At 37.8% G+C, this 25263-nt stretch carries 22 protein-coding genes; 9 read left to right on the top strand and 13 right to left on the bottom strand.

Annotated features, from left to right (window positions below):
• The first annotated feature begins 89 nt into the window (after positions 1 to 89).
• Both lepB and AB9L17_RS16430 read left to right on the top strand, forming a co-directional pair.
• Positions 90 to 656, top strand: a complete 567-nt coding sequence (gene lepB, locus AB9L17_RS16435) for a signal peptidase I (RefSeq protein WP_068983592.1) — start codon at positions 90 to 92, stop codon at positions 654 to 656.
• A gap of 39 nt (positions 657 to 695) precedes the next feature.
• Positions 696 to 1589: a PhzF family phenazine biosynthesis isomerase gene (locus AB9L17_RS16430; RefSeq protein ID WP_375199474.1), complete on the top strand. Its 894-nt coding sequence runs from the start codon at positions 696 to 698 to the stop codon at positions 1587 to 1589.
• 68 nt (positions 1590 to 1657) lie between these two features.
• Here the strand turns inward: AB9L17_RS16430 and AB9L17_RS16425 are convergent, their stop codons facing one another.
• The 4 genes from AB9L17_RS16425 to AB9L17_RS16410 form a co-directional block, all read right to left on the bottom strand.
• Entirely contained in the window at positions 1658 to 1837 is a 180-nt protein-coding gene (locus tag AB9L17_RS16425) for a hypothetical protein (protein ID WP_049663817.1), read from the bottom strand.
• Between the two features lie 410 nt (positions 1838 to 2247).
• The gene (locus tag AB9L17_RS16420; RefSeq protein WP_375199473.1) at positions 2248 to 2787 is read right to left on the bottom strand and encodes a tubby C-terminal domain-like protein; all 540 of its coding nucleotides are present in this window, start codon (positions 2785 to 2787) and stop codon (positions 2248 to 2250) included.
• Positions 2788 to 2909: 122 nt separating this feature from the next.
• Complete coding sequence (locus AB9L17_RS16415) at positions 2910 to 4172, bottom strand: dicarboxylate/amino acid:cation symporter (RefSeq protein ID WP_068983588.1); 1263 nt, start codon at positions 4170 to 4172, stop codon at positions 2910 to 2912.
• 405 nt (positions 4173 to 4577) lie between these two features.
• A complete protein-coding gene (locus AB9L17_RS16410; protein WP_068983587.1) occupies positions 4578 to 5627 on the bottom strand; it encodes a TRAP transporter substrate-binding protein in 1050 nt (349 codons plus the stop codon).
• A 112-nt stretch (positions 5628 to 5739) separates the two neighbouring features.
• Between AB9L17_RS16410 and AB9L17_RS16405 the strand changes: the two genes are divergently transcribed.
• Positions 5740 to 7323: a sensor histidine kinase gene (locus AB9L17_RS16405; protein WP_068984059.1), complete on the top strand. Its 1584-nt coding sequence runs from the start codon at positions 5740 to 5742 to the stop codon at positions 7321 to 7323.
• Between the two features lie 282 nt (positions 7324 to 7605).
• The gene (locus AB9L17_RS16400) at positions 7606 to 8307 is read left to right on the top strand and encodes a response regulator (protein ID WP_083226915.1); all 702 of its coding nucleotides are present in this window, start codon (positions 7606 to 7608) and stop codon (positions 8305 to 8307) included.
• 44 nt (positions 8308 to 8351) lie between these two features.
• Here AB9L17_RS16400 and AB9L17_RS16395 read toward each other — a convergent pair whose 3' ends face one another.
• From AB9L17_RS16395 to AB9L17_RS16360, 8 genes are all read right to left on the bottom strand, one after another.
• Complete coding sequence (locus tag AB9L17_RS16395) at positions 8352 to 9320, bottom strand: 4-hydroxy-3-methylbut-2-enyl diphosphate reductase (protein ID WP_068983586.1); 969 nt, start codon at positions 9318 to 9320, stop codon at positions 8352 to 8354.
• A gap of 73 nt (positions 9321 to 9393) precedes the next feature.
• The gene (gene vrrA, locus AB9L17_RS16390) at positions 9394 to 9933 is read right to left on the bottom strand and encodes a VrrA/YqfQ family protein (RefSeq protein WP_068983585.1); all 540 of its coding nucleotides are present in this window, start codon (positions 9931 to 9933) and stop codon (positions 9394 to 9396) included.
• A 266-nt stretch (positions 9934 to 10199) separates the two neighbouring features.
• Entirely contained in the window at positions 10200 to 10379 is a 180-nt protein-coding gene (locus AB9L17_RS16385; RefSeq protein WP_083226914.1) for a FeoB-associated Cys-rich membrane protein, read from the bottom strand.
• A gap of 10 nt (positions 10380 to 10389) precedes the next feature.
• Positions 10390 to 12369: a ferrous iron transport protein B gene (feoB, locus tag AB9L17_RS16380; protein ID WP_375199472.1), complete on the bottom strand. Its 1980-nt coding sequence runs from the start codon at positions 12367 to 12369 to the stop codon at positions 10390 to 10392.
• Positions 12366 to 12593 carry a FeoA family protein gene (locus tag AB9L17_RS16375; protein ID WP_375199471.1) on the bottom strand — a complete coding sequence of 76 codons (228 nt, stop codon included), beginning with the start codon at positions 12591 to 12593 and terminating at the stop codon, positions 12366 to 12368. The genes feoB and AB9L17_RS16375 overlap by 4 nt, the downstream gene beginning before the upstream one ends.
• A 151-nt stretch (positions 12594 to 12744) precedes the next feature.
• Entirely contained in the window at positions 12745 to 13449 is a 705-nt protein-coding gene (locus AB9L17_RS16370; RefSeq protein ID WP_068983582.1) for a response regulator transcription factor, read from the bottom strand.
• Positions 13446 to 13628 (bottom strand): hypothetical protein, encoded by a 183-nt coding sequence (locus AB9L17_RS16365; protein ID WP_375199470.1) that lies wholly within the window; start codon positions 13626 to 13628, stop codon positions 13446 to 13448. Before AB9L17_RS16365 ends, AB9L17_RS16370 begins: the two co-directional genes overlap by 4 nt.
• A gap of 48 nt (positions 13629 to 13676) precedes the next feature.
• Positions 13677 to 16394, bottom strand: a complete 2718-nt coding sequence (locus AB9L17_RS16360; RefSeq protein ID WP_375199469.1) for a DUF4118 domain-containing protein — start codon at positions 16392 to 16394, stop codon at positions 13677 to 13679.
• Between the two features lie 374 nt (positions 16395 to 16768).
• Between AB9L17_RS16360 and kdpA the strand changes: the two genes are divergently transcribed.
• The 3 genes from kdpA (at position 16769) to kdpC (ending at position 21580) form a co-directional block, all read left to right on the top strand.
• Positions 16769 to 18472 (top strand): potassium-transporting ATPase subunit KdpA, encoded by a 1704-nt coding sequence (kdpA, locus tag AB9L17_RS16355; protein WP_068983579.1) that lies wholly within the window; start codon positions 16769 to 16771, stop codon positions 18470 to 18472.
• Between the two features lie 382 nt (positions 18473 to 18854).
• Positions 18855 to 20918: a potassium-transporting ATPase subunit KdpB gene (gene kdpB, locus AB9L17_RS16350; protein WP_223555979.1), complete on the top strand. Its 2064-nt coding sequence runs from the start codon at positions 18855 to 18857 to the stop codon at positions 20916 to 20918.
• Positions 20919 to 20929: 11 nt separating this feature from the next.
• Positions 20930 to 21580 carry a potassium-transporting ATPase subunit KdpC gene (kdpC, locus tag AB9L17_RS16345; protein WP_068983577.1) on the top strand — a complete coding sequence of 217 codons (651 nt, stop codon included), beginning with the start codon at positions 20930 to 20932 and terminating at the stop codon, positions 21578 to 21580.
• 111 nt (positions 21581 to 21691) lie between these two features.
• Here kdpC and AB9L17_RS16340 read toward each other — a convergent pair whose 3' ends face one another.
• Complete coding sequence (locus tag AB9L17_RS16340) at positions 21692 to 22747, bottom strand: 2,3-butanediol dehydrogenase (RefSeq protein WP_223555973.1); 1056 nt, start codon at positions 22745 to 22747, stop codon at positions 21692 to 21694.
• 291 nt (positions 22748 to 23038) lie between these two features.
• Between AB9L17_RS16340 and AB9L17_RS16335 the strand changes: the two genes are divergently transcribed.
• A complete protein-coding gene (locus AB9L17_RS16335; protein WP_068983575.1) occupies positions 23039 to 24340 on the top strand; it encodes a DEAD/DEAH box helicase in 1302 nt (433 codons plus the stop codon).
• Between the two features lie 12 nt (positions 24341 to 24352).
• On the top strand, positions 24353 to 25246 hold the full coding sequence (locus tag AB9L17_RS16330) for a deoxyribonuclease IV (RefSeq protein ID WP_068983574.1): 894 nt from the start codon (positions 24353 to 24355) through the stop codon (positions 25244 to 25246).
• Positions 25247 to 25263 lie beyond the last annotated feature (17 nt).

Raw genomic sequence — 25263 nt, 5'->3', positions numbered from 1 at the left:
GCTTAGAAATTTATGAAACTTTTTAGTGGAGAGTTCGTATCCATTAATGTAAGTAAATTGGATAATATAGAAGAATTGGAGTGTAAAGTGTGACACAAAAACAAACTAAGAATGAATTTTGGGCATGGTTTAAAGCGATTGGACTAGCAATCATTTTCACAATGTGCGTACGTTATTTTATTTTATCTCCTGTAGCTGTACAAGGTGCTTCAATGGAGCCAACTTTTGAAAATGGAGATAAAGTAATTGTTAATAAAGTCGGGCCACGAATTTCAAATTATGACCGCTTCGATATTATTGTTTTTGAGGCAAAAGATGATGAGAATTTTATTAAAAGAATCATTGGTTTACCAGGTGATCATATAGCCTATAAAGATGATGTTTTATATATAAACGGAAAAGCTTATGATGAGCCCTATTTAACTGAATATAAAGAAGCATTACATGATAAAGGTGATTTTACTTATGATTTCACTCTTGAGGAACAATTAGGTGAAATGACTGTACCAGAGGGGCATTTTTTCGTTCTTGGAGATAATCGTCGTAGAAGCATAGATAGCCGAAAGTCGGAAGTCGGTTTTGTTTCGCAGGATCAAATTTTAGGAACGGCAGACTTTGTATTGTGGCCATTTGAAAGACTTGGTAGTACACGCTAGTTGAAGTAGACTTTAAGTATAAAGGGAAAGGAAAAGCATATGAAAATTGTTACTGTGCATCATTATGATGCGTTTAGCACGATACCAAATAAGGGGAACCCAGCAGGTGTCGTAGTAGAGGGAGACCAATATAGTGAAGTAGAAATGCAGGATATTGCTAAGCAATTAAGCTTTAATGAAACAGCCTTTGCGCTAAAATCGGATAAAGCAGATTTACGTATACGTTATTTCACGCCAGGGCATGAGGTGAATTTATGTGGACATGCTACGATGGCGACGCTATATGCACTAAAAACAAAAGGTTTACTAGAAGATAAGTCACAACTAACTATTGAGACGAAAGCAGGAATTCTTCCAATTGAGATCAAAGAACAACAAGCAGGACAAATTTACATTACTATGCAACATGCAATGCCTCAGTTTGAAGCCTTTAACGGTTCAAAATCTAAACTTGTCCAATCAATTGGCCTACTAGAGGAAGCGATACATCCTGAATTACCTATAGTTTATGGAAGTACAGGAATTTGGACATTGCTCATACCAATTAAAAATTTAACATACTTTGAAAAAATGACGCCGCAATCTGCAGATTTTCCAGCCATCCTAGAAGAAATGCCAAAAGCATCCCTACATCCTTTTTGTTTAGAGGCAATTGATAAGAATGCTGATATGCACGCAAGGCATTTTTCATCTCCATACTCTGGAACAATTGAAGATATTGCTACAGGCACTGCCTCAGGTGTTATGGGAGCTTATTTTGCAGAGTATATTGATCGACAAGTACAATTGCCAAAAACGCTAATCGTTGAACAAGGTCAGGAACTTGGGAAAGATGGTCGTGTGCATGTTCATGTAAAAAATGATGAGGGGAAATTGAATATTTCAATTACAGGAACTGCTGTGCATGTGAAGGAACTAAAGGTGCAAATATAAAAAGGAAGCCGCTTATAGTATTTTTTTAACTAGGAAGCGGCCCCTTTTTAAAATGCGATTTCATTCCATTAATGTTTAATTTCTTCAATAACTTTTTCTTTTAAATCTGCATCCATAGATGAAAGCTTAACGTTATTTGTAAGACGTTCTTTTAATTCTCGATCTGTCATAATACCACGTTCTTCTAAAATTTGAACAAGTAAATCTAACGTCATTAAATTTTTAATATCTGCTGCTTTTGTATCCATTTTAAATGCCTCCAAAGTATAGTATTTCTACCTCTTTAGTGTACTCCTTTTTTAGAAGAATGGCGTATAATGGTCAAAACAAAGCGAATTTATTTCGTGTCCCGGAATATATTGAATGATTCTAGCAGTAGTGGAAGACAAGTAATAGCTAGAAATTAGCGACAAATAATTGTAAATGCAATAAAGTAATTAATAATTTCTATATCAAAAAACTCCTAACAATAGGAGTTTTTTTTAATTATCTATTTAAACCGGTGTGTATTTATGTTAATTAGGAGCTTACTCACCGTTGATAGAACTTTGATTTCCGTTGCTAGAGCCGTCCACTTCGCCGCTAAAACTGCTTTTTCCGCCGCTAAAGCCGTCCACTTCGCCGGAATGTAAATCAACTCCACGTTATGGTGATGAACCTACTTATTACTCATTGAAAATAATGCCTGATACAAAGTTGCTAGCAAGGCTACAAAAAGCGTATCATCGGAGTTAAAAAGCTTAAAAGATATACCAGTAAGCACGAGTTCAGTTTCGATATTACTAGCACTTGCTATTTTTTCATCATTGCAATATAAATAGGCGGTAGATGTAAAATCTTTTTCAAAGCGAAACGCGAGTCCATCCATTGTAAAAGAGTAGGAGGATTCAAGTAATTGAACCGTCTTTCGTTGTATTGGTAAAATGTATCCATCTGGCATAATAAGCTGATGGCTGACACCCTTTGTTAATAGTGTAGATTGCACCTGAAAAAGTGGTGCACCTAAAGTAGAACGTGTTTCATAGCGATGTGGTAATGATTGCTGTGCAGCAACTAGCATAACAGCGTTCAATACTTTTCCTACGGATGAACGCTCAACTTTTTGCAGCACACAAACTGTCTCATTTTGTTCATTCACAATAGGAATATTTGAAAAGCTTTCGAATGCTTTTGGGTAGGTAAGAGTAAATGTAGTCATATGTAAACCTCCAATTTACTTACTATACGGGTAAGTGGTACATGAGGTTTCATATTGAAAAGGGAAAATAAAAGGCTGACCGATCATGTGAAGATTTCACTTTCGGACAGCCTTTCATTTTATTATTTGATGATAGCTTCTCCTGCAAGAGCACGTTTTTCCTGCTCTGGATCGAATTCTTTTTCCATTTTTGAAACGACAACCGTTGCGACACCATTACCAATTAAGTTTGTAACGGCGCGAGCCTCTGACATAAATCGGTCGACACCAATTAAAAGTGCGATTCCCTCTACTGGAATCATAGGGAATGCCGCTAGTGTTGCCGCGAGTGTAATAAAGCCTGAGCCTGTAACACCTGCAGCTCCTTTGGATGTCAGCATTAGAATAGCAAGTAATGTAATTTGATGCCAAATATCTAAATCAACCCCATAAGCTTGTGCGATAAACATAGCTGCCATGGATAAGTAAATAGACGTACCATCTAAGTTGAAGGAGTATCCTGTAGGGACTACAAGACCAACCACCTGTTTAGAGCAACCATAGTTTTCTAATTTGCGCATCATCGAAGGGAGTGCAGATTCTGATGATGATGTCCCGATTACAATAAAAATTTCATCTTTCATATATTTAATGAACTTAAAGATATTGAACCCAAAGTAACGCGTAATTAGGCCAAGGATGACCGCGATAAAAATAAACATTGTAACATAAACGGATAGCATTAAAAATCCTAAGTTTCCAAGTGATTTAAGACCGAAATTTCCGATTGTGTAGCTCATTGCACCAAATGCACCAATCGGGGAAACCTTCATGACCATATTAACAATTTTAAAGAATATATCCGCTACTTGTTCGAAAAATGTAATAACTGGTTTAGCTGGTTCACCAATAGCAGCCGCCGCTATCCCAAATAACACAGCTGAGAATAAAACAGGTAATAACTCTCCGTTGGCAAGTGCTCCGACAACATTTTCAGGAATGATATTCATAATAAATGCGCCAAAACCATGCTCTGTTTGAGCAGCAGCCTGTGTATATTGAGAAACATCTGCACCGTTTGCAGCCTCTGTATTAAAGCCTTTACCTGGCTGTACAATATTGACAACGATTAAGCCAATCGCTAGTGCGAAAGTAGAGACGATTTCAAAATAAAGTAATGCCTTCCCGCCAATTTTACCAACTTTTTTTACATCGCCCATGCTACCAATACCAATAACAACCGTTAAGAAGATGATAGGAGCTATTAACATTTTAATTAATTTAATAAAAATATCAGCTAATATTTTTAACTTCGCCCCGAACTCAGGGAACAAAGCACCGACAATGATACCTAGTACAATAGCAATCAGTACTTGTACAGTTAAGTTTTTAAAATTTATACGCATAAAGTTCTCCCCTTACACTATTAATGAAAATTTTGTGAACGCTTTCATGACGTTATCATAGCTGAAATTTTCCGAAAATAGTTTTTATGACCGTAATGTTTCTATTGTTCATTTTGGTCATTTTTAGTGGAAGGGTGATTAAACGTAGTGATAGCAAGGGCTTAAGCTGTTTTATAGTAATTTTGTGATTTTAAAATCTATTATAATACAAAAAGAAAATCCCCATGTAATGTGAGGATTTATCATAAATGAACAAAAATACGGCTCATCACCAAAAATGGTGGATGACATTTTTAAAGACGTATGCTTTGTATATAAGTTGATTGGAGTGAAGGCTGGATGCCCCCTGGAAAGCGCCCAGTCAGAACGGATCAATCACACGTTATGGTGATGATCCCAAAATACTTACGGGGAAACAATTTCTTCAATTTCCGATAAAACATCATTATTTTGTACATTGTTTCTATAAAAGTCATAGACAGGTGCTAGCTTTTCTTTAAAGCGTTGGCGTTCCTGATCACTCATCGTATAAATTTCAAAGTTATCTTGTTGCGCTAGTTTTTGCAAATCTTTTTCATTCATTTGTACAGCTTGCTCAAACTGCCAGTCTGTTGTTTCTTTCATAGCGGCCATAATTTGCTTTTGAATTTTAGGAGGTAAGGAATTCCAAAAATTCTCGTTAATTAAAACAGCGTATCCTAAAATCCCATGCTTTGTTAATGTCATATGCTTCTGTACTTTGTAAAAACCTTTAGAATAAATATTTGATGCAGTATTTTCCTGCGCATCAATGGCGTGCGATTCTAAGTCAGTAAAAACCTCGCTAAAGGAAATCGGGATGGGTGTTGCTCCAACAGCCTCGAATTGCTTTTCAAGCGTTTTACTTGGCATTGTCCGAACACGCAAGTTTTTCAAATCCTCGAATGTATGAATAGGGTGATCGACAGAGGTTAAATGTTTAAAGCCATTATGCCAAAAGCCCAGCCCCTTTATTTTAAAAGGATCAAGCTCACTTAACAATTGTTCACCAATCGATCCAGTAAGAACCTCATGAACTTCATCATCCGTATTAAAAAGGTAAGGTAGATCAAGAACCTGCCAATTTGGTAGATAGGATGTCATCTTTGAAAATGTAGGGATAATCATTTCTACTTCTCCATTTTGCAAAGCCTGAAACTCATTTTCATCATTAAACAAGGAGGAGTTCGGGTAGACGTGTACCTTCACTTCGCCATTTGTTTTTTCCTCCACAAGCTCTGCGAATTTGCTTGCGGCCTGTCCTTTTGGCGTATTTTCAGCTACAACGTGACTTAAATGAATTGTGATTTGTGTGTCCAAGCCTTTTTGCTCATCATCATAGGGAAGTGGCTTTGCAAATAGTAAACCTTGTTGGACGCCTATTGCGATTGTTAACAGTAAAACGGTTACGATTGTTCCAATAATAAATTTTTTCATCTATTACACCCAATTAATTCGTATTTTCTGATGTTTTTGTTATTCTAACATATGGAGTACGCTAAAATATAGTAAGAGGGAGGCGAACATCTTGAAATTTCAAAAATTATCGATGAAGAGAAAAATCATGTCTTTGACTTTTTTTATTCTCATGCTCTCCTTTAGTATAGGTGGTACATTTTTGCTAGGGTTTGTCATGAATGAGCAGAAGGATAAGCTCGAAAATCAGGCTTTGCTTGTGGCAAAAACCGTATCACAGCTTCCTGAACTTAAAACCTACATTTCAAATAATAATGATTTTACCGAGGCTACTCAACACATTAATCCTATAGTGGAAGAAATACGTGATATAAATGGTGCACAGTATATTGTTGTACTTGATATGAATAGGCGCAAATACTCACATCCAAATACAAAAGAGATTGGTCAAGTTTCGCAGTCAGCAGATCTAAACGCGGCGTTTGCTGAGCATTATTATACATCCGTTGCACATGGCGAACATGGAGATATGGTACGAGCATTCGTCCCGGTCATGAGTAATGAAGGAAAGCAAATAGGTGTAGTAGTAGTAGGTTATAGTGTTTTAACTGTTGCGGAGTTACTACAATCTATTCAAACAGAACTCATTATTACAATTTTAATATCACTTCTCTTTAGTGCATGGGGTGCACATACTTTGGGGCTGCATATGAAAAAGCAAATGTTTGGTCTAGAGCCTCATGAAATTGCTAAAATGTATGTAGAACGAACAGAAACCTTTAACGCCATGCATGAAGGGATTATTGCGATCGATAACAAATTGACAATCACTATATTTAATGAAAAAGCATGTGAAATATTAGATGTTCACAAACAACCGTCAACATTAATAGGAAAGAAAATCTTTGACGTGTTACCTGATACACGATTACCAGAGATTTTGGAGTTAGATCAACCTATTTTCAATCGTGAGCTCTATATTAATGGACACAATATTATGAGTAATCGAATTCCTATACAAGTAAACGGAAAAACGGTTGGAGCTGTGGCAATGTTTAAGGATCGTACAGAAGTGAAAAAGCTTGCAGAGGAATTAACGGGTGTTAAGGCATTTGTACAGGCATTACGTGTTCAAACACATGAACATAAAAATAAATTGCATACTATTGCTGGTCTTTTACAGCTTGGACATCATGAACAAGCACTTTCTTATTTAACACAAGTAAAGGAAGAACATGATGAAATTACAAATTTTTTAAATGAACGGATTAAAAATGAAAATATTTCTGGGCTATTACTTAGTAAAATTTCCTATGCAAAAGAACAGGGAATTCGCTTGGAGATTGATCGGGAAAGTCGTTTGACAATTTTTCCGAAAAATTTAGATCATCATGATTTCGTCATTTTATTTGGTAACTTAATAGAAAATGCTTTCGATGCATTGAGGGATGTACAAATGGACGAAAAAATTATCCATGTCTCTGTTGATGAGGATGAGGATGTACTGGCAATCTTAGTAACAGATAATGGTATAGGTATGTCAGATGAAGTAAAGGCACATATTTTTGATAATGGCTATTCAACAAAAGAGAAAAAGGGTCGAGGTATTGGACTTTATTTAATAAATGAAATTGTGCAAAAAGGGCAAGGTGAAGTAGAGGTCATAAGTGAACCAAATAAGGGAACAAGCTTTTTAATAACTTTTTACCATACTTAATAGTCGTAGTTGATTTCAGGTGTGTTAATTAGGAAAAAATAGGTTTAGCGTAGCGGAGGATACGGCTCGAAGCTCGCCCACAGGAAAGCGAGTAGCCTGTAGCGGAAAACAGCTCTTCGAATTAATTCGAATGGTTTAAAACGGTTAATCGACACACCTGAGTTGATTTTGAAGTAGAAGCGAGAAATTCTATAGGAACAGTGTGACGCGCTCCTTTAGTTTGCTTCCTTAGGTGAAATTTTACACATATAGAGATAGAACAGAGTGTATGGAGGACTGACAGTGACACAGATGAGGGTTTTATTAATTGAGGATGATCCAATGGTGCGAGAGGTTAATCGCCAATTTATTGAAAAGATAGCTGGATTCGAAGTAATTGGACAAGCCTCAAATGGAGTTGAGGGGATTGCGCAAATTCACAAACTTAAACCAGAACTAGTATTTATGGATATTTTCATGCCGGAGCAGGATGGAGTGACAAGCTTACGAAAAATTCGTGAACTCAAATTACCTGTAGATGTCATTACGGTAACTGCTGCTAATGATATGGAAACGGTAAAACAGGTCCTGCATCTTGGCGTCTTTGATTATATTATGAAGCCTTTTTCATTTGAACGAGTGCAAGGAACACTTGAAAATTATTTGCGCTTTAAAAAGCAAATGCAAACAGAGCGTGAGCTAACGCAAGGGGAGCTTGATCAGTTATTCCATTATCATGGTGGGCATAATGAGGTTCAGCAATCGAATGTCTTACGGTCAGAAAAAAGTTTACCTAAGGGCTTTAATCGTGCAACACTTGAGAAAGTTGTGCATTATTTGCAATCTGTAGAAGGAGCATCGGCGGAAGAAGTTGCGAGTGGTGTTGGTATTGCGCGCGTAACAGCAAGGCGATACTTAGATTATTTAGAGAAACAAGAGGAAATTACGATGGATGTGCATTATGGTGGTATTGGCCGTCCAGTCAATTATTATTTTAGCAAATAACGAAAAATCCTGATTGTCAAATAGGCAATCAGGATTTTTTTATGTTAGTAAGGCATAATTTTTTCGACAGGCTTGGGTGTTTTAATTTTAGGTAAAATTTTATCTAATGTAACGGTACGTTTAATAATATGTGTTGATTCATCATTCTCATCAAATTGCTCGAGGAATGAAATAACCTCTTTTACAATAGGCGTTGGTGTGGAAGCACCTGCAGTGACAGCAACGGAATTAATTCCTTTTAACCATTCAATTTTCAGCTCGGAAACGTCTGCGATTCGATAGGATGGTGTCCCTGCTATTTCAACAGACACTTGCGTTAAACGATTCGAGTTATTGGATTTAGGGTCACCAACAACAATAAGTAATTCGGCTTCCCCAGCTTGCTGAGCAACTGCCTCTTGACGTACCTGAGTTGCCAAACAAATCTCTTTATGCACTTCAATATGTGGGAATTTCTCTTTTAAACTATCCATTAAATGAGCGACATCCCATTGACTCATCGTCGTTTGATTCGTTACTAGTAATTTATCATTTGTTAAATTTAATGTGTCAATATCAGTAGATGATTGCACTAAATGCACGTGATCTGGTGCAACCCCAATTGCTCCCTCTGGCTCGGGATGGCCTTTTTTACCGATATAAATAATATCATAGCCATCTGCTGATTTTTCACGAATTAAATCGTGTGTAACTGTAACGTCAGGACATGTAGCATCAATGGATACTAAGCCTTTGCGCTTCGCAATTTCACGAATTTCAGGTGAAACACCATGCGCTGTGAAAATAACAGTGCCAGTTTCAACTTGTTGAATAATTTCTAAACGATTATCTCCATCTAATGTGATGATACCATCCTCTTCAAAGGCATCTGTGACATGTTTATTATGCACAATCATACCTAAAATGTAGATAGGTCTTGGTAATGATTTATCGAGTGCGGCGTTTCGAGCGATGACCATCGCATCAACAACACCGTAGCAATAGCCACGTGGATTAATTTTTAATACTTGCATGGTTGTGACTCCTTTCAAGCTTACCTATCTACATTATAACGGACTGAGACGGTGAATACAAAGAAACGTTCATCTACATAGGTGGCTGAAAAATACGCGGCTTGGATGGAAGTGGGTCAGGAGGGGTAAATGATGCATTTTGCCGTGACGCACTTCGACTTTTAGTAGAACCTGTTTCATTACTTGCCGCAGCATCCGTTGCTCCAGCCCCTGCTTTAGTTCCTAGAGAAGGTAGACCTTGAAATCCTTTATACAATTTTAAAAGTGATGGGAGATTTTTTACCATCGGCATTGCTTGCTGAATGTAAGGTGTATATGTTTTAGCAGTGTTGAATATGTTATTCGCATTTTGTAAAAATGAACCGATTTTTGAAGCATCCTGCACTGGTGGCATTGGCATTTGTCCTCCGAATGTACCTATTCCACTAGACATTGGAAAGCCACCTGGAATTCGTGGTTGGTTTGGGAAGCCTCCAGGCGTGAAAAAGGACTGCGGTGACATTGGTGTTGGCATTTGCATAGGCATTTGCATTTGCATGGGCATCGGCATTTGCATGGGCATCCTCATGCCACCAGGATACATTGGAAACTGATAAGGTGGTCTAAATACCATAACGATCTCCTTTCTTTAACATTGATGACATACCTGATTATAAATATGATATGCAGTGGGGGATGTTAGCGTTCGACATACACAATAAATAACTAGGGCAATATTGCATGAACCCTCTAAAAACCACAGAATTTTACTTATTAAATATGTAGTGTCAATCAGTAAGAGGAATTTTTTACTCTTAGCTAGTACGTTTCTAAATACTTGAGCTTTCTGAAGCATACAAAAAAAGTGAGGTAGTCTCCAAAGAGAACTACCTCACTGTATTATTTTTGAGTAAAATCTTTCAATTTAGAAGGAGGTGCACAAGTGTTAGTAGAACAACTCTTCTGTAATGAGCATGCGGCGCATTTACCTTTCTTCTGCTTCTTAATGCTCTTATATAAGGTAATACCAGCATAGCCAAAGATAATACTACCGATCAAGATATTAACCAATAAAGTCATTCTTAGCACCTCACATCAATAAATTCCCAATACCATAAATGATAAGAGCAATAATATAAGCAACAACAAATGGATAAAGTGTTGCAAATAAAGTCCATTTTACAGACTGTGTCTCCCTTTTTATTGCACCTACTGTTGCTAAACAAGGCATATAAAGTAAAACAAAGGCCAAGAATGTATAGGCACTTAAAGCGGTAAAATGAGTTGTCATTGTAGAGGATAAGACACCCTCACTTACGCCATAAATAATCGCCATTGTCGAAACAATTACTTCTTTCGCCAGGAATCCAGCGATAAGGGATGCCCCAGCTTGCCACGTTCCAAATCCAAGCGGGATAAACAATACGCCAAAAGCGCCTCCGATCATGGCTAAGAAACTTTCGTCCATGTTGACATTAGCGCCATGTGGTCCTAGATAAGAAAGGAGCCAAATGATAACGGAACCAGCAAAGATAATAGTACCAGCTTTACGGAAAAATCCTTTTCCTTTTTCCCAAGTAGAACGCCAAAGTGTTTTAAGCTGTGGTACATGATAGGCTGGTAATTCAACAATAAAAACTGAAGTTTCATTTTTCAAAATCGTCATAGATAAAATTTTTGTTACAATAAGTGCAATCACGATGCCCATTATATATAAGGAGAATACTACTAAAGATTGATGTTCAGTAAAGAATGCTGCTCCAAACAAAGCATACACAGGTAACCTTGCTGAACAGCTCATAAACGGAGCTACTAGAATAGTTAATAGCCTCTCTCTTGGCTGTTCAATTGTTCTTGCAGCCATTACACCAGGAACATTACATCCGAAACTTACAATCATCGGAATAAAGGCTTTGCCGTTTAAGCCGAAAAATTCCATAAGACGATCCATGACAACAGCAATTCTCGCCATATAACCGGAATCTTCTAATAGTGAAATAAAGAAAAATAGAACAAAGATTTGCGGAATGAAAACTAAGACACCGCCAACACCTGCAATGATCCCATCACATATTAAATTAATAATAAAAGGGGCAGCACCAATAGCTTTTAAGCCATTTGTAACTGTCTCTGTAAGTGTTCCACTTACAAAGCCATCCAGTAAATCCGAAAGTGGGGTACCAATCCATGCAAATGTTGCTTGAAACATTAAAAACATAAGCGCTAAGAAAATCGGAACACCTAAAATTGGATGTGTTAGAATTTTATCAACTTTATCAGACAATTGTGTTTCACTTTTCTCTTGTATAATTACTTCGCTGTAGATGTTAGAAATGTATAAATCACGTTTTTTAGCAATAGCTTTATTTACTGGTTCACCAATTTTCATCTCTAAAGCATCTCGCATTGCAACTAGCTTTTCAAAGTATTCCTTTTCCTTCAAATAAGCGTCAACGGCTTCATTTCCTAATAAAAATTGAATCGTACACCATCTTCTTTGTTCTTCAGGAACATGCTGTAATAAGGCTTCAATTTTTGAGATGCCTTCTTCAATTAAGTCATCATAGGTTAATGTAAAACGTTGTTGAGTACGATCGGAGTCTTGGATAGCAGCATAAATGCCTTCGACACCTTTACCGGTACGAGCGCTTATTGGAATAACAGGTACTCCTAAAAAACGCTGTAATTTTTCGACATCAATTGAAATGCCTTTCTTTTTCGCTACGTCAATCATATTTAAACAGATAAAAACAGGCTTCCTAAGTTCAAGTATATCTATTGTTAATTGCATATTTCGTTCGAAATTAGAGGCATCGATAATATTTAAAATTCCATCTACCTGATCTTCAAGTAAAAATGCAGTAACAACACTTTCATCTCTTGAAATCGGGTTCAGCGTATAGACACCAGGTAGATCAATAATTTCCTTTTGTAGTTTTTTTACTTGTCCTACTTTTTTTTCAACGGTTACACCACTCCAATTGCCAACATATTCATATGAATTTGTCAACGTATTGAATAATGATGTTTTACCGATATTTGGGTTTCCTATTAAAGCTAATCTACTCATAATTGCTCAACCTTTATATTCATTAAATCTTTTTTTCTAAGCCCGATTTTCTGCCCCTGGCATTCCAATATACATGCTCCAGAAAACCATCCTTTTTGAATCATACAAATTTGGCAGCCTTCCTTAATGCCAAAAGCATTTAAACGTTTAGATAAAAGAGAGTCAATTTGCTGAAGATCTTTCACTTCAACTATTTCACCCAATTGAACCGAATGAAGGTTCATAAGATCTACCTACTTCCTTGTGAGTGATAATCATTATCAAATAAATACTATAGTATAGTATCATTTTTTATCAACTCTATCAATAAAAAGCTTGCAGTTTAAAGTTTAGGAAAACTATAGCATATTAGGAAGTTGAAGCATGATCTGACCCTTATTCTTCGTCATGACAACGAAGCATTCTGTACCCAACGCGGACATGTGTCTGGATTAATTTTGGATTAGCTGGATTGTCCTCTATTTTCTTTCGAAGCGTGGCCATGAAAACTCTAAGACTTGGAACATCCGACTGAAGTACGTTGTGCCAAATTTCCTTTAAAATAAAGTTATGCGTTAAAACTTTACCGACATGCTTTGATAAAATAACCAATAGCTTATACTCAATAGGTGTCAAATGAACTTCTTTTTCATTCACAAACACCGTATTTGCTAAGTAGTTTATTTGTAAATGACCATTGACAAAGACAGAGGGTTCATTTTCTAGCTGATGTTCATACGTCAATCTTCTTAAGGCTACTCGAATACGGGCTAATAGTTCTTCAACACTGAAAGGCTTTGTGACATAATCGTCCGCGCCAGCATCTAATGCATTGATTTTATCGTGTTCTTCTCCACGTGCACTAACAACGATAATCGGTGTTTGAGTCCAGCTTCTAATTTTCGTTATTAGCTCTACGCCGTCTATGTCAGGTAGTCCTAAATCCAATATAAAAACATCTGGTTTCATGGCAAGAGCCTTTTGTAGTGCGCTGTTACCATCTCTTACAATTTCGAATTCATATTGTTGTGTAGCTAATGTCATTTTAATTAGATTGCCAATGGCTACGTCATCTTCTACTACTAGAATTCGTTTATTCATCGAATGTCATTTCTCCTTTTTGGCGCATCACCATAACGTGAGGTTGATTTCCGTTCCGACTGGGCGCTTTGCCGCTGACGCTTCGCTTTCGCGCAGAGCAGAGCTTCCTGGGGGCGTCCGATGAGCCGCTTCACTCGCGTTGCTCGCTCCAGGGTCCCATCTGTGACGCTGATCCCCAAGGAGTCGCCCATTCTCCACTCCAATCAACTTATATACACGACATATTTTTAATAAATGTCATCCCTCACTTTTGGTAATGGACTTTTTTTCAGTGAAAAGTTAAAAATCGTTCCTTTAGGTTTATTGTCTGAAACAGTTATTTCACTGTCATGTAATTTTAAAATAGTTTGACAGAGCGCTAAGCCTAATCCTAGGCCTCTTCGACTATCGCTACGTTGTACTTTTCCAGTTGTAAATGGCTCGAAAAGATTGCATTTGATTGCATCATCGATACCAGGTCCATCATCAGAAATGCTAAATTGTGCTAAGCCATCAGCTTCTTTAACCATTATAGTAATAGCACTACCTGATGGTGTGTAAGTCAGTGCATTATCGATCATATTAATCAGTACTTGAATAATAAGTCGTGCATCCATTAAAGCGAATAAAAATTCTGGTTCAATATGATAGGATATTGTGTGTGTATTGTTTAGACGAACGACATGGGTTAATGCCTCTTGAATAATATCCTCTACAAGCTCTAATTGCATCTCTAAAGCAAGGTGTCCATCTTCCAACTTAGAAACGGCAAGTAAGTTTTCTACCATTTGTACAAGCCATTTAGAATTTTTATAAATATCCTCATATATTTTATTTTTTTCATCATCCCGAATTTGCGATGCGTTGGTCAGTAATATATCTGCATTTCCGGAAATAGCAGTAAGCGGTGTTCTTAAATCATGAGAGATTGCACGTAAAAGGTTAGCTCGCATCTGTTCCAGTTCGGCTTCTCTGGCCACTTCTTCATTGAGTTTCTGTAAATACCACTTATCAAGTGCGAATGAAAAATCATTGATAATGGCATGCAGAATATTACGCTCAAATGCAGGTAATAGTGATTGCTTTGACAGTGCAATGCCAATCACGCCCTTAACACTCCCGTTAGATATAACTGGTAAATAGTAGGCGTTCACTTCAGGAAATATATCAGTGGACACTCCTGCTACATGTTTATTATTTATGACCCAACTTACTACACCATGCTCATTTGGATTGTCAAAAAGGGATGCAATCTTATTATTTTCAAGGCTAGTCATGCCCTCTGCACGGAAAAAAGTAGTTTTCACAATTAAATTATTTTCAATTTCAAAGAATTGTACTGGTTTTTCTACTAACTTAACGATTTGTGACATGCCTTCAGTAATAATTTCTTCTAAAGATTTGGCATGTTGAAGCCTACGATTTGTATCAAGGAGCACCTCCATTCGATAAGATTTACGAACTGCTACAATGGTTTGCTCCTTTATTTTTTTTGTTAAGCTACTTGTAATTACTCCTGAAAGAAACATGATCATAAAGGTCATCGGATAGTCGCGATGATAGGCTTCAAAAGAAAAACGTGGTTCTGTAAATAAATAATTAAACAGGAGTACTGCTATGGTGGAGCTAATGATGCTCATCATCCACCCTGATGACCAAATGGCAAGAATTAAAACGCCTAAAATATAGATCGTAATGATGTTCGATTCACTTACACCAATTGTGTAGAAAGAGAGCCCGACAATTGAAACTATGCCAAACACGATGACCATTTTAAATAAATCAAGCCATTCAAATGACAGCTTATTTTTTACATTAGGAAAGTAGAATTGTTCATTTTCTTGATCTGGCACTATGTGTATGGCTAAATTCGGTACAAATTCGTTGAGTCGATCGCTGATTTTTGAGCTTGGTCGCCACCATTTTTTTCTCATGCTCGTTCTACCGATGACTAATTTAGTGACGCCACTAATTTGTGCATAGTTGGCAAGGGCAGCGGCTACATCGTCTTCTTGAACTATTACGACATGCCCACCTAGCTGTTCAACAAGCTTTATATGCTGCTGAAGTCGTTCTGAATTTGCGTTATTTCGATCATGCTCCTGTACGTTTTGTACGTAAAGAGCTGTAAATTTGCCATGTAATGCTTGTGCAAGTCTTGCGGTAGTTCGAATAACTTTGGCATTCGTAGGAGAACTACTAATACCAACAAGTAAATGCTCCTCGATTTGTACATGATGTTTTGAAGATTCGTTGCTGTTTAACTGCTTATAGTTTATCGTATCTGCAGCTCTCCGTAGTGCAATTTCTCGCAGGGATACTAAATTTTGTTTGCGAAAAAAAGATTGCAGTGCTTTTTCTACTTGTTGTTTTACATAGATTTTGCCTTCTTGTAGGCGTTGGATTAACTCGTCTGGTTCAATATCGACAATCTTTATTTGTGCCGCTTGATCAATTAAATAATCTGGAATACGTTCTCGTACCTTAATGCCAGTTATTTCTTCTACTAAATCATGAAGACTTTCAATATGTTGAATATTTACAGTTGTATAGACATGAATACCCTTTGCAAGTAATTCCTCTACATCTCCAAAACGTTTCTTGTGCCGCATCGTTGGAACATTAGTGTGTGCCAATTCATCAATAAGGACAATTTCCGGCTTGCGCTGCAGTACCGCATCAATATCTAATTCCTGAAAAGTTTTCCCTTTGTAATTTATTTTTTTCGTAGGGATTTGCTCAAGCCCTTCGAGTAGAGCTAACGTCTCTGGACGAGGATGTGGCTCTACATAACCAATTACCACATCTTTACCTAGTTTTTTTGCCTGATGTGCTGCATCCAGCATGGCATAAGTTTTACCGACTCCAGCAGCATAACCAAGAAAAATTTTGAGCTTTCCTACGAGTTGTTCCTCTTGCTGAAGCCTCGCTAAAAACGTCTCTGGAGTTGGACGTGCATTTTCCATCCTCTTTCACCTCATTTGTATTATAGCGTTATCTGCCATTAAGAAAGTATTAAGATTTTCGCTCTTTATAGTTTCTTAATGGAAAAAGTGATTTCCTAACACTACATTAATTTGAAAGTCAGTATGATGAGAGCATCCTAATTGGAGGAGGGGTGTTTCGATTGATGGACTTTTATATGATTGGCTTACTAATTATAAGCTTTGCATGTCTTTATGCGTTAACCGCTTGGTGCTTCAAGCTAGTGGAAGAGAAGTAAGGAGGAATGAAAATGTGGATCTTTATGGGGATTGTACTTGTGTTCCTTTTCGGTTATCTAGGGCATGCATTACTATATCCTGAAAACTATTAATAGGCTGGTAGGAGGTACTACAGTATGTGGCAAATCGCCATTGTATTAATCATTTATTTACCGCTCGTGATTTTAACTGGGCACTATCTATTTCGGGTGACAATGCACCAAAAAACATGGCTTGATCCAATTATGGATAGATTTGATGCTGTTATTTATAAATTATGCGGCATTAAACAAGGCGATATGACGGGTAAACAGTATGTGCTTTCGTTAATTTTGTCGAACGCCTTTATGGTGTTTATTGGATACGTTCTTTTACGCATTCAAGCGATGCTGTTTTTAAACCCAAACGATATTGACAATATGGAATCAACACTTTCATTTAATACCATTATTTCATTTATGACGAATACGAATCTTCAACATTATAGTGGCGAATCAGGACTCAGTTATTTATCACAAATGCTAGTCATTATCTTTATGATGTTTACATCTGCAGCTACTGGTTATGCAGCTTGTATGGCGTTCTGCCGTCGTCTAGTTGCTAAAACTGACACTATAGGGAATTTCTTTGTGGATTTCGTTCGTGTTATTACACGTGTGTTAATGCCTTTATCTATTGTTGTTGCCATGATTTTAGTAGCACAAGGTTCTCCGCAAACCTTTAGTGCGAATAAAACTGTCCAAACAATAGAAGGTAAATTACAAGATATTGCCCTTGGACCTGTAGCTTCTCTTGAATCCATCAAGCATATAGGTACTAATGGTGGTGGTTTTAATGGAGCGAATTCAACGACACCATTTGAAAATCCAACGGTCATTTCTAATATTGTGGAAATGCTATCTATGATGTTATTACCAGGTGCTTGTGTAGTTGCATTTAGTTTAATGGTCGCATATAGAAAAAAGAAAACTATATTTGGGAAACAAGGGCTATCCATTTTTGCGGCAATGAGTATGCTGTTCCTAGTTGGACTTGTAACTGTGTATGTAGCGGAGAAAGCGGGTAATCCAATTATTAGTGAGCTCGGAATTTCGCAGGAGCTTGGCAGTATGGAAGGAAAAGAGATGCGCTTTGGGGTAGCACAATCAGCACTATTTACAACAGTGACTACTGCTTTTACAACGGGATCTGTTAACAATATGCACGATACATTGACGCCGCTTGGTGGTCTTGTACCGATGTTTAATATGATGCTAAATGTTGTGTTTGGAGGCAAGGGAGTCGGCCTAATGAACATGATGATGTATGTGTTGCTAACGATATTCATCGCCTGTTTAATGATTGGTCGAACACCTCAGTTTTTAGGCAAGAAAATTGAAGAGAAGGAAATGAAACTGATCGCTCTTTGTATTTTGATTCATCCTGCTATTATTCTACTATTTTCAGCACTTGCAGTTGCAACAACAGCAGGGGTAGCGGGCATAACGAATCCGGGTGCACATGGTTTATCGCAGGTTTTATATGAATTTGCATCTGCCTCTGCTAACAACGGCTCGGGTTTTGAAGGGTTAGCTGACAATTCAACATTTTGGAATGTAACGACAGGGCTTGCCATGTTCTTTGGACGTTATTTGACGATTATTATTCAACTAGCTATAGCGTCTCTACTTGCTAAAAAAATGTTTTACAGCGATTCGGTGGGAACATTGAAAACGGATAATACTGTTTTTACATTGTTACTTGTTGCGATTGTTTTAATGATTGGTGCTCTTACATTTTTACCAGCATTAGCTCTTGGACCAATCACAGAGCACTTACAACTTTATTTTCATTCAGCTTAAGACGCCCACCTTTTAATGTGATGAGGTGAATGCGGATGTGATTCCTTTTTAGTGGGTATCCAAATACCTATTGAATGAAGAGCCTCCGGCGGATGTCACGGATTTTGAAAGGAATGAATGAAAGGATGTTAGCCTAAAACCTTCGCATCCTGCGAAAACGGCTAACTGACCTGCATCGGTAAAAATGCCACGTCCTGTGGCATTACCGAAATGACTGACATCGTGTCGGCCCTCGTACAGGCCTGGGCACAATTCAAAATCCGGACGCATTGTTTATCTGTAGCGAAAACGCAGCGACAGCTACAAATGTATTCTGCGCGAAAGCGAAGCGTCAGCGGCAATTACGCCAAGGCGAAATTGATTTTAGTAAGGAGAGACACTTATGGAAACTGCAAGAAAAAGTTTTATTACGGGCAAAATGTTTAAAAGCTCGATGATAGACGCTTTAAAGAAGTTTAGTCCAGTATATATGGTGAAAAATCCAGTTATGTTTGTAGTAGAGATAGGGTTTATGTTTGTCCTGTTATTAACCCTTTTTCCGAATATATTTGGTAACGAAGTAGGAGAACATGACCGATTGTATAATGCGATCGTCGCCGTTATTCTTTTTGTTACCATTCTATTTGCTAATTTTGCAGAGTCGATTGCTGAGGGGCGAGGGAAGGCACAGGTTCAAACGTTAAAAAAGACGAAAACAGTGACACAGGCTCGTGTTCTGCTTAGTGATGGCTCTGAAATAGTTAAACAGGCACATGAGTTAAAAAAGGGCGATATCGTTTTAGTTCAGGCAGGAGAGGTTATTCCAAATGATGGAGAAGTCATTGATGGAATTGCTACTGTAGATGAATCGGCAATCACTGGTGAATCCGCACCAGTTGTAAAGGAGCGGGGTGGTGATTTTTCATCAGTTACAGGTGGCACGACAGTTACGAGTGATTGGCTGATGATCGAAATTACCTCGATGCCTGGTGAATCATTTTTAGATAAAATGATATCGCTCATCGAAGGAGCTAGTCGTAAAAAAACGCCAAATGAAGTAGCGCTCAATACACTTTTAGTAAGTTTAACAATTATTTTCTTATTAGTTGTTGTGACACTCTATCCAATGACGGCTTATTTAAATGTGCCGATTTCTATCGCAACATTAATTGCCCTGACAGTTTGTTTAATTCCTACAACGATTGGTGGATTATTGTCGGCGATTGGAATTGCAGGAATGGATAGGGTTACACAGTTTAATGTTATTGCAATGTCTGGAAGAGCTGTAGAGGCATGTGGAGACGTGGATACATTAATCTTAGATAAAACAGGAACGATTACTTATGGAAATCGTATGGCTGCCGAATTTCTGCCAGTAACAGGTGTGGAAAGTAAAGATTTAATCCGAGCTGCATGGCTTAGTTCCTTAACAGATGATACACCTGAAGGAAAGTCTATTTTGTCACTTGCTTGCGAATTAGGAGTAAAAACAGACGGTGAAGAAAATATTATCAAGTCAAGTGAACATATTCCATTTACTGCACAGACACGAATGAGCGGGTTGGATATGAAGGATGGCACAAAAATTCGAAAAGGAGCCTATGATACGATAAAAAATGAAAGTATGAAAGCAGGTTATAACATTCCTGCAAATTTAGAACAGCTGATTCATCAAGTATCTTCTGTTGGTGGGACACCGCTTGTAGTAACGTTAAACGATAAAATTTTAGGTGTTATTTACTTAAAGGATGTTGTAAAGGCCGGACTTAAGGAACGCTTTGAACAACTTCGTGCAATGGGCATTAAAACGATCATGTGTACAGGAGATAACCCACTTACTGCAGCATCTATCGCAAAGGAAGCTGGAGTGGATAGCTTTATTGCAGAAAGTAAGCCGGAAGACAAAATTCAAGTCATTAAAGATGAGCAGGCACAAGGGAAAGTGGTAGCTATGACTGGTGATGGAACGAATGATGCGCCAGCACTGGCACAGGCAAATGTAGGGCTTGCTATGAATTCAGGTACGAATGCAGCGAAGGAAGCTGCTAACATGGTCGATTTAGATTCAAATCCAACTAAAATTATTGAAGTTGTAGAGATTGGGAAACAATTGCTAATGACTCGGGGTGCACTAACGACCTTCAGTATTGCCAATGATATTGCAAAGTATTTTGCCATTATCCCAGCTATGCTAATGGTCGCTGTACCTGAGATGAGCGCACTAAACATTATGAATCTCAATTCACCTTCAAGTGCGATTATTTCTGCCTTAATTTTTAATGCGGTCATCATTCCATTGTTAATTCCAATTGCAATGAAAGGCGTAAAATATAAGCCGATGAGTGCTGCAAAATTATTAAATAGAAACTTACTTGTTTATGGCGTAGGCGGAATTATAGCTCCTTTTATTGGCATTAAGTTGATTGATTTACTAGTTGGACCACTATTCCATACGTTTGGGTTATAGGAGGAAGATACATGCGAAAAATTTTTGAGAACTCAAAGCAAGCATTATTGATCACAATGACGATGTTCGTTCTATGTGGTTTTATATACCCGTTTGCTGTGACTGCATTAGCGCAAGGGTTATTTCCTCATAAAGCAAATGGCAGTTTAATCGAAATGGACGGTGAAGTTGTTGGCTCAGAATTAATAGGTCAAGCTTTTACAGCACCTGAGTACTTCTGGGGACGTGTTTCATCCGTCAATTACAATGTTTATACGGAAGAGGATACGATATCAGATGAAAATGGCCAGGTGAATTATAGCGGCGTTAGCTCTGGAACTTTTAACTATGCACCATCTAATCCAGAATTGAAGAAGCGAATAGAAGCAGATATCGAGAAGTTTTTACTAGCAAACCCAACCGTAAAACGACAAGACATACCTGCTGATTTAATGACTGCTTCAGGTTCAGGGTTAGATCCCCATATCAGTGTAAAAGCTGCACAAATACAAGTTGAACGTATTGCCCAAGCAAGTGGGCTATCTGAGGAAGAGATTGAAAAAATTATAGAGGCAAATACGGAAAAACGGTCATTTGGGGTTTTTGGAGAAAATAAGGTGAACTTCCTAATGGCCAATCTAGATATTATGAAAAAAATGAAGGGAAATGAGGCTCATCACTAAAAGTTGCTTGGAGTGGAGTCGCCCAGTCGGAACGAAAATCAACCCCGCGTTATGGTGATATGCAAAAACAGGTAGAGAAAAGTTTCTTTATTTTCTCTACCTGACTCTATTTTATGCTTGTGAATTTACAAGGATTTTAATATGGTTTCGCTCTTTCATTAGGGCTTCGAAGCCTTCTGTTACGACTTCATCAAGAGCAATTCGTTTCGTCACAAGTTTTTCAGCAGGGAAGTAACCTTGTTTCATTAATTCCATAACTGCTGGGAAAATATCGCGATAAGCAATAATACCTTTAACAGAACGCTCTGTTAGAACGATATTGTTAGGCTGAATGGAAGCCGCAGATTCCCAAATGGAAACGATAATTGTTTCACCTTCGAATGTTGTGGAATCAATTGCTTGTTGTAATACTACAGGGACACCTGTTACTTCAAATGCAACATCTACACCACCATTAGTTAATTCATGAAGGCGGGCTACTGCATCCTCATCTTTAGGATTAATAACTGCTGTTGCGCCTAACTCTAAAGCCTTGGCAGCACGCTCTGCTGAAAGTTCTACTGCGTATATTTCAGCTGCTCCAGCAGCACGCAATGCTTCGATCACAAGAAGACCGATTGGACCTGTACCAAAGACTGCTGCTTTATCACCAGCTTTTAATTTACTTTGACGAACTGAATGTAATGCTACTGCTGCTGGTTCAACTAGTGCACCTTGTTCATAGGAAAGCCCTTCTGGCATTTTATGTACCATTTTTTCATCTACCATTGTATATTCAGAGAATCCTCCGCCCCCGCCAGAAAGACCGTGGAAACCTAGATGCTTACAAATATTATATTTACCTTTTTTACAAGCAGCACATTCGCCACATGCAAGAATAGGTTCTACAACTACGGGATCACCAACTTGTACTTTTGTAACACCTTCACCAACTTCTACTACTTCACCAGAGAACTCATGTCCCATAACAATTGGCGCAATATCTTTACTTACATAGTGAGGTTGTTCCACTGGAATGAAGATTGGGCCAGCTGCGTATTCATGTAAATCACTTCCACAAATTCCTGTCCAATGTACTTTGATCTTTACTTTTCCAGATGCAATTACTGGTTCTTCAATGTTTTCTACTCGGATGTCTTTTGCTTTATACCATCTTGCTGCTTTCATGATAAGTCAACCTCCTCTAATATCTTACATTTTTATCGTAGCATATGGTAATTCTTCAAATCATTAGTTATCAATAAATTGACATAAAATATACTAATTCTTAGCTTTTTTCAACAGCAGTTCAGTGCTTTTTTTATTGCATATTAACAGCATTTCGAGTAACTTTGATAAGGGCTTCTCTACAGCTATGATTAAAGTAGAAAATAATGTTCATGCTTAAGATAATAGGACGTTAATATACCTAAAAGTTGAATCATGATACAATGGGAAAGATGTTAGGAGGAACGAATTATGTCAAAATATACTGATTATAATTTTCAGCCATTTTTGCAGGACGCAATTGCAGAACTTGGCTTCACAGAACCAACGCCGATTCAAAAGGAAATTATTCCGCTAATACTAAAAGGGAAGAGTGCAATCGGACAAGCACATACAGGGACGGGAAAAACACATAGTTTTTTAATTCCGATTGTGCAACGCATTAATCCCGACAAGCAGGAAGTACAAGCTGTTATTACGTCACCTACACGTGAGCTTGCTCAACAGATTTTTGATGCGTTAAATCAATTAATAGAAGGAACAACTATTCAAGCGAAACTATTTATTGGGGGTACGGACAAACAACGCTCCATTGATAAGTTAAAAACGCAACCACAAATTGTTGTTGGAACGCCAGGACGTATTCGTGATCTCGTTTCAGAGCAAGCGTTATTTGTGCATACGGCGCCAATGTTAGTTGTCGACGAGGCAGATTTAGCATTCGATATGGGCTTTATAGAGGAGATTGACGGCTTTGCTTCTCAAATGCCAGATAACCTGGAAATGTTTGTATTCTCAGCGACAATTCCAGAAAAGCTTCAGCCTTTCTTGAAAAAATATATGGAAGCACCTGTTCATATCCATATGAACGATAAACGCCCGGTCGCAGAAGGAATTGACTTTGTGCTTGTCCCAGTGCGTTCTAAATCTCGTAACAAACGTTTGTTGGAAGTTATTGAAGGAATCAATCCATTTTTAGCGGTAATTTTCACTAACACACGTAAAACAGCAGAGCACGTTGCTGGCTACTTAAATGAAAATGGGATTCGCTGTGGTCAAATTCATGGTGACTTAAGTCCGCGTGATCGTAAGAAGATGATGAAGCAAATTCGAGAATTGGACTATCAATATATCGTTGCAACAGACCTTGCAGCACGTGGTATCGATATTCAAGGAATTTCACATGTCATTAACTACGAAATTCCAGAGGACTTAGAGTTCTTTATTCATCGTGTGGGACGTACAGCACGTGCAGGGAATAAAGGAACGGCTATCACGTTGTTTGAGCCATCAGATGAGGATGCAGTAGTACGTGTTGAAAAAATGGGCATTCCATTTGTTCAAAAAGATGTAAAAGATGGCGAATGGTCTGAACTAAAAGAGCGCCATGCACGTAAAAATCGTGTGAAGCAAGAAAATGAAATCGATGCGAAAGCTAAAGCATTAGTACGTAAGCCGAAAAAAGTAAAACCAGGCTACAAACGTAATATGAAATGGGAAATGGAAAAAATTAAAAAACGTGAACGTCGCATAAAAGCTCGCGGGAAAAAATAAGGAGGTATTCAAATGCTACTTGGATCACATGTTTCAATGAGTGGAAAAGAAATGCTCCTCGGGTCAAGTAAAGAAGCTCTTTCATATGGGGCAAATACCTTTATGATTTATACAGGAGCACCTCAAAATACTCGTCGTAAGGCAATTGCTGACCTTAATATTATGAACGGTTTACTACACATGAAAGAGCATGGCATGACAAATATTGTTGTACATGCTCCATACATTATCAATATTGCAAACACAGAAAAGCCTGAAACTTTCCGTCTTGGTGTAGATTTCTTACAGACTGAGATTGAACGTACAGCTGCTTTGGAAGCTACACAGATTGTGTTGCATCCTGGTGCCCATGTAGGCGCTGGTGCTGATGCAGGGATTGCTAAAATTATTGAGGGCTTAAATGAAGTATTAGCACAGGATTATCCTGTACAAATCGCATTAGAAACGATGGCAGGGAAGGGAACTGAATGTGGTCGTTCCTTTGAAGAGCTTGCCAAAATTATTGATGGTGTGACACATAATGAGCGTCTGTCAGTGTGCTTTGATACTTGCCATACACATGACGCCGGTTACAATATTGTCGAGGATTTTGATGGCGTATTAAATGAGTTTGATAAATTAATAGGTGTAGATCGTATTAAAGTCTTGCATATTAATGATTCAAAAAATGTTCGCGGTGCTGGAAAAGACCGTCACGAAAATATTGGCTTTGGTCATATTGGCTTTGACGCATTAAATTATGTTGTACATCACCCACAATTAAAAGAGATTCCTAAAATCTTAGAAACACCTTTTGTCGCATTAAATAGTGATGCCAAATCAAAATCGGCTCCATATAAACATGAAATTGAGATGTTACGTAGTGGAGAGTTTAAACCTGAGTTAATCGATGCTCTAAGAGGATAGAAAATAAATAGCCCGAA

It is taken from the genome of Lysinibacillus sp. RS11 (assembly GCF_042019215.1).
Classification (GTDB): domain Bacteria; phylum Bacillota; class Bacilli; order Bacillales_A; family Planococcaceae; genus Lysinibacillus; species Lysinibacillus xylanilyticus_A.
This window is presented reverse-complemented; position numbering and strand designations above follow the sequence as displayed.

Bases quoted from the DNA above. Each gene is read 5' to 3' on its own strand.
- AB9L17_RS16430 (WP_375199474.1), top strand. From the start codon at position 696: ATGAAAATTGTTACTGTGCATCATTATGATGCGTTTAGCACGATACCA.
- AB9L17_RS16425 (WP_049663817.1), bottom strand. From the start codon at position 1,837: ATGGATACAAAAGCAGCAGATATTAAAAATTTAATGACGTTAGATTTA.
- AB9L17_RS16420 (WP_375199473.1), bottom strand. From the start codon at position 2,787: ATGACTACATTTACTCTTACCTACCCAAAAGCATTCGAAAGCTTTTCA.
- AB9L17_RS16415 (WP_068983588.1), bottom strand. From the start codon at position 4,172: ATGCGTATAAATTTTAAAAACTTAACTGTACAAGTACTGATTGCTATT.
- AB9L17_RS16410 (WP_068983587.1), bottom strand. From the start codon at position 5,627: ATGAAAAAATTTATTATTGGAACAATCGTAACCGTTTTACTGTTAACA.
- AB9L17_RS16405 (WP_068984059.1), top strand. From the start codon at position 5,740: ATGAAGAGAAAAATCATGTCTTTGACTTTTTTTATTCTCATGCTCTCC.
- AB9L17_RS16395 (WP_068983586.1), bottom strand. From the start codon at position 9,320: ATGCAAGTATTAAAAATTAATCCACGTGGCTATTGCTACGGTGTTGTT.
- vrrA (WP_068983585.1), bottom strand. From the start codon at position 9,933: ATGGTATTTAGACCACCTTATCAGTTTCCAATGTATCCTGGTGGCATG.
- AB9L17_RS16385 (WP_083226914.1), bottom strand. From the start codon at position 10,379: ATGACTTTATTGGTTAATATCTTGATCGGTAGTATTATCTTTGGCTAT.
- feoB (WP_375199472.1), bottom strand. From the start codon at position 12,369: ATGAGTAGATTAGCTTTAATAGGAAACCCAAATATCGGTAAAACATCA.
- AB9L17_RS16375 (WP_375199471.1), bottom strand. From the start codon at position 12,593: ATGAACCTTCATTCGGTTCAATTGGGTGAAATAGTTGAAGTGAAAGAT.
- AB9L17_RS16370 (WP_068983582.1), bottom strand. From the start codon at position 13,449: ATGAATAAACGAATTCTAGTAGTAGAAGATGACGTAGCCATTGGCAAT.
- AB9L17_RS16360 (WP_375199469.1), bottom strand. From the start codon at position 16,394: ATGGAAAATGCACGTCCAACTCCAGAGACGTTTTTAGCGAGGCTTCAG.
- kdpA (WP_068983579.1), top strand. From the start codon at position 16,769: ATGTGGCAAATCGCCATTGTATTAATCATTTATTTACCGCTCGTGATT.
- kdpB (WP_223555979.1), top strand. From the start codon at position 18,855: ATGGAAACTGCAAGAAAAAGTTTTATTACGGGCAAAATGTTTAAAAGC.
- kdpC (WP_068983577.1), top strand. From the start codon at position 20,930: ATGCGAAAAATTTTTGAGAACTCAAAGCAAGCATTATTGATCACAATG.
- AB9L17_RS16340 (WP_223555973.1), bottom strand. From the start codon at position 22,747: ATGAAAGCAGCAAGATGGTATAAAGCAAAAGACATCCGAGTAGAAAAC.
- AB9L17_RS16335 (WP_068983575.1), top strand. From the start codon at position 23,039: ATGTCAAAATATACTGATTATAATTTTCAGCCATTTTTGCAGGACGCA.
- AB9L17_RS16330 (WP_068983574.1), top strand. From the start codon at position 24,353: ATGCTACTTGGATCACATGTTTCAATGAGTGGAAAAGAAATGCTCCTC.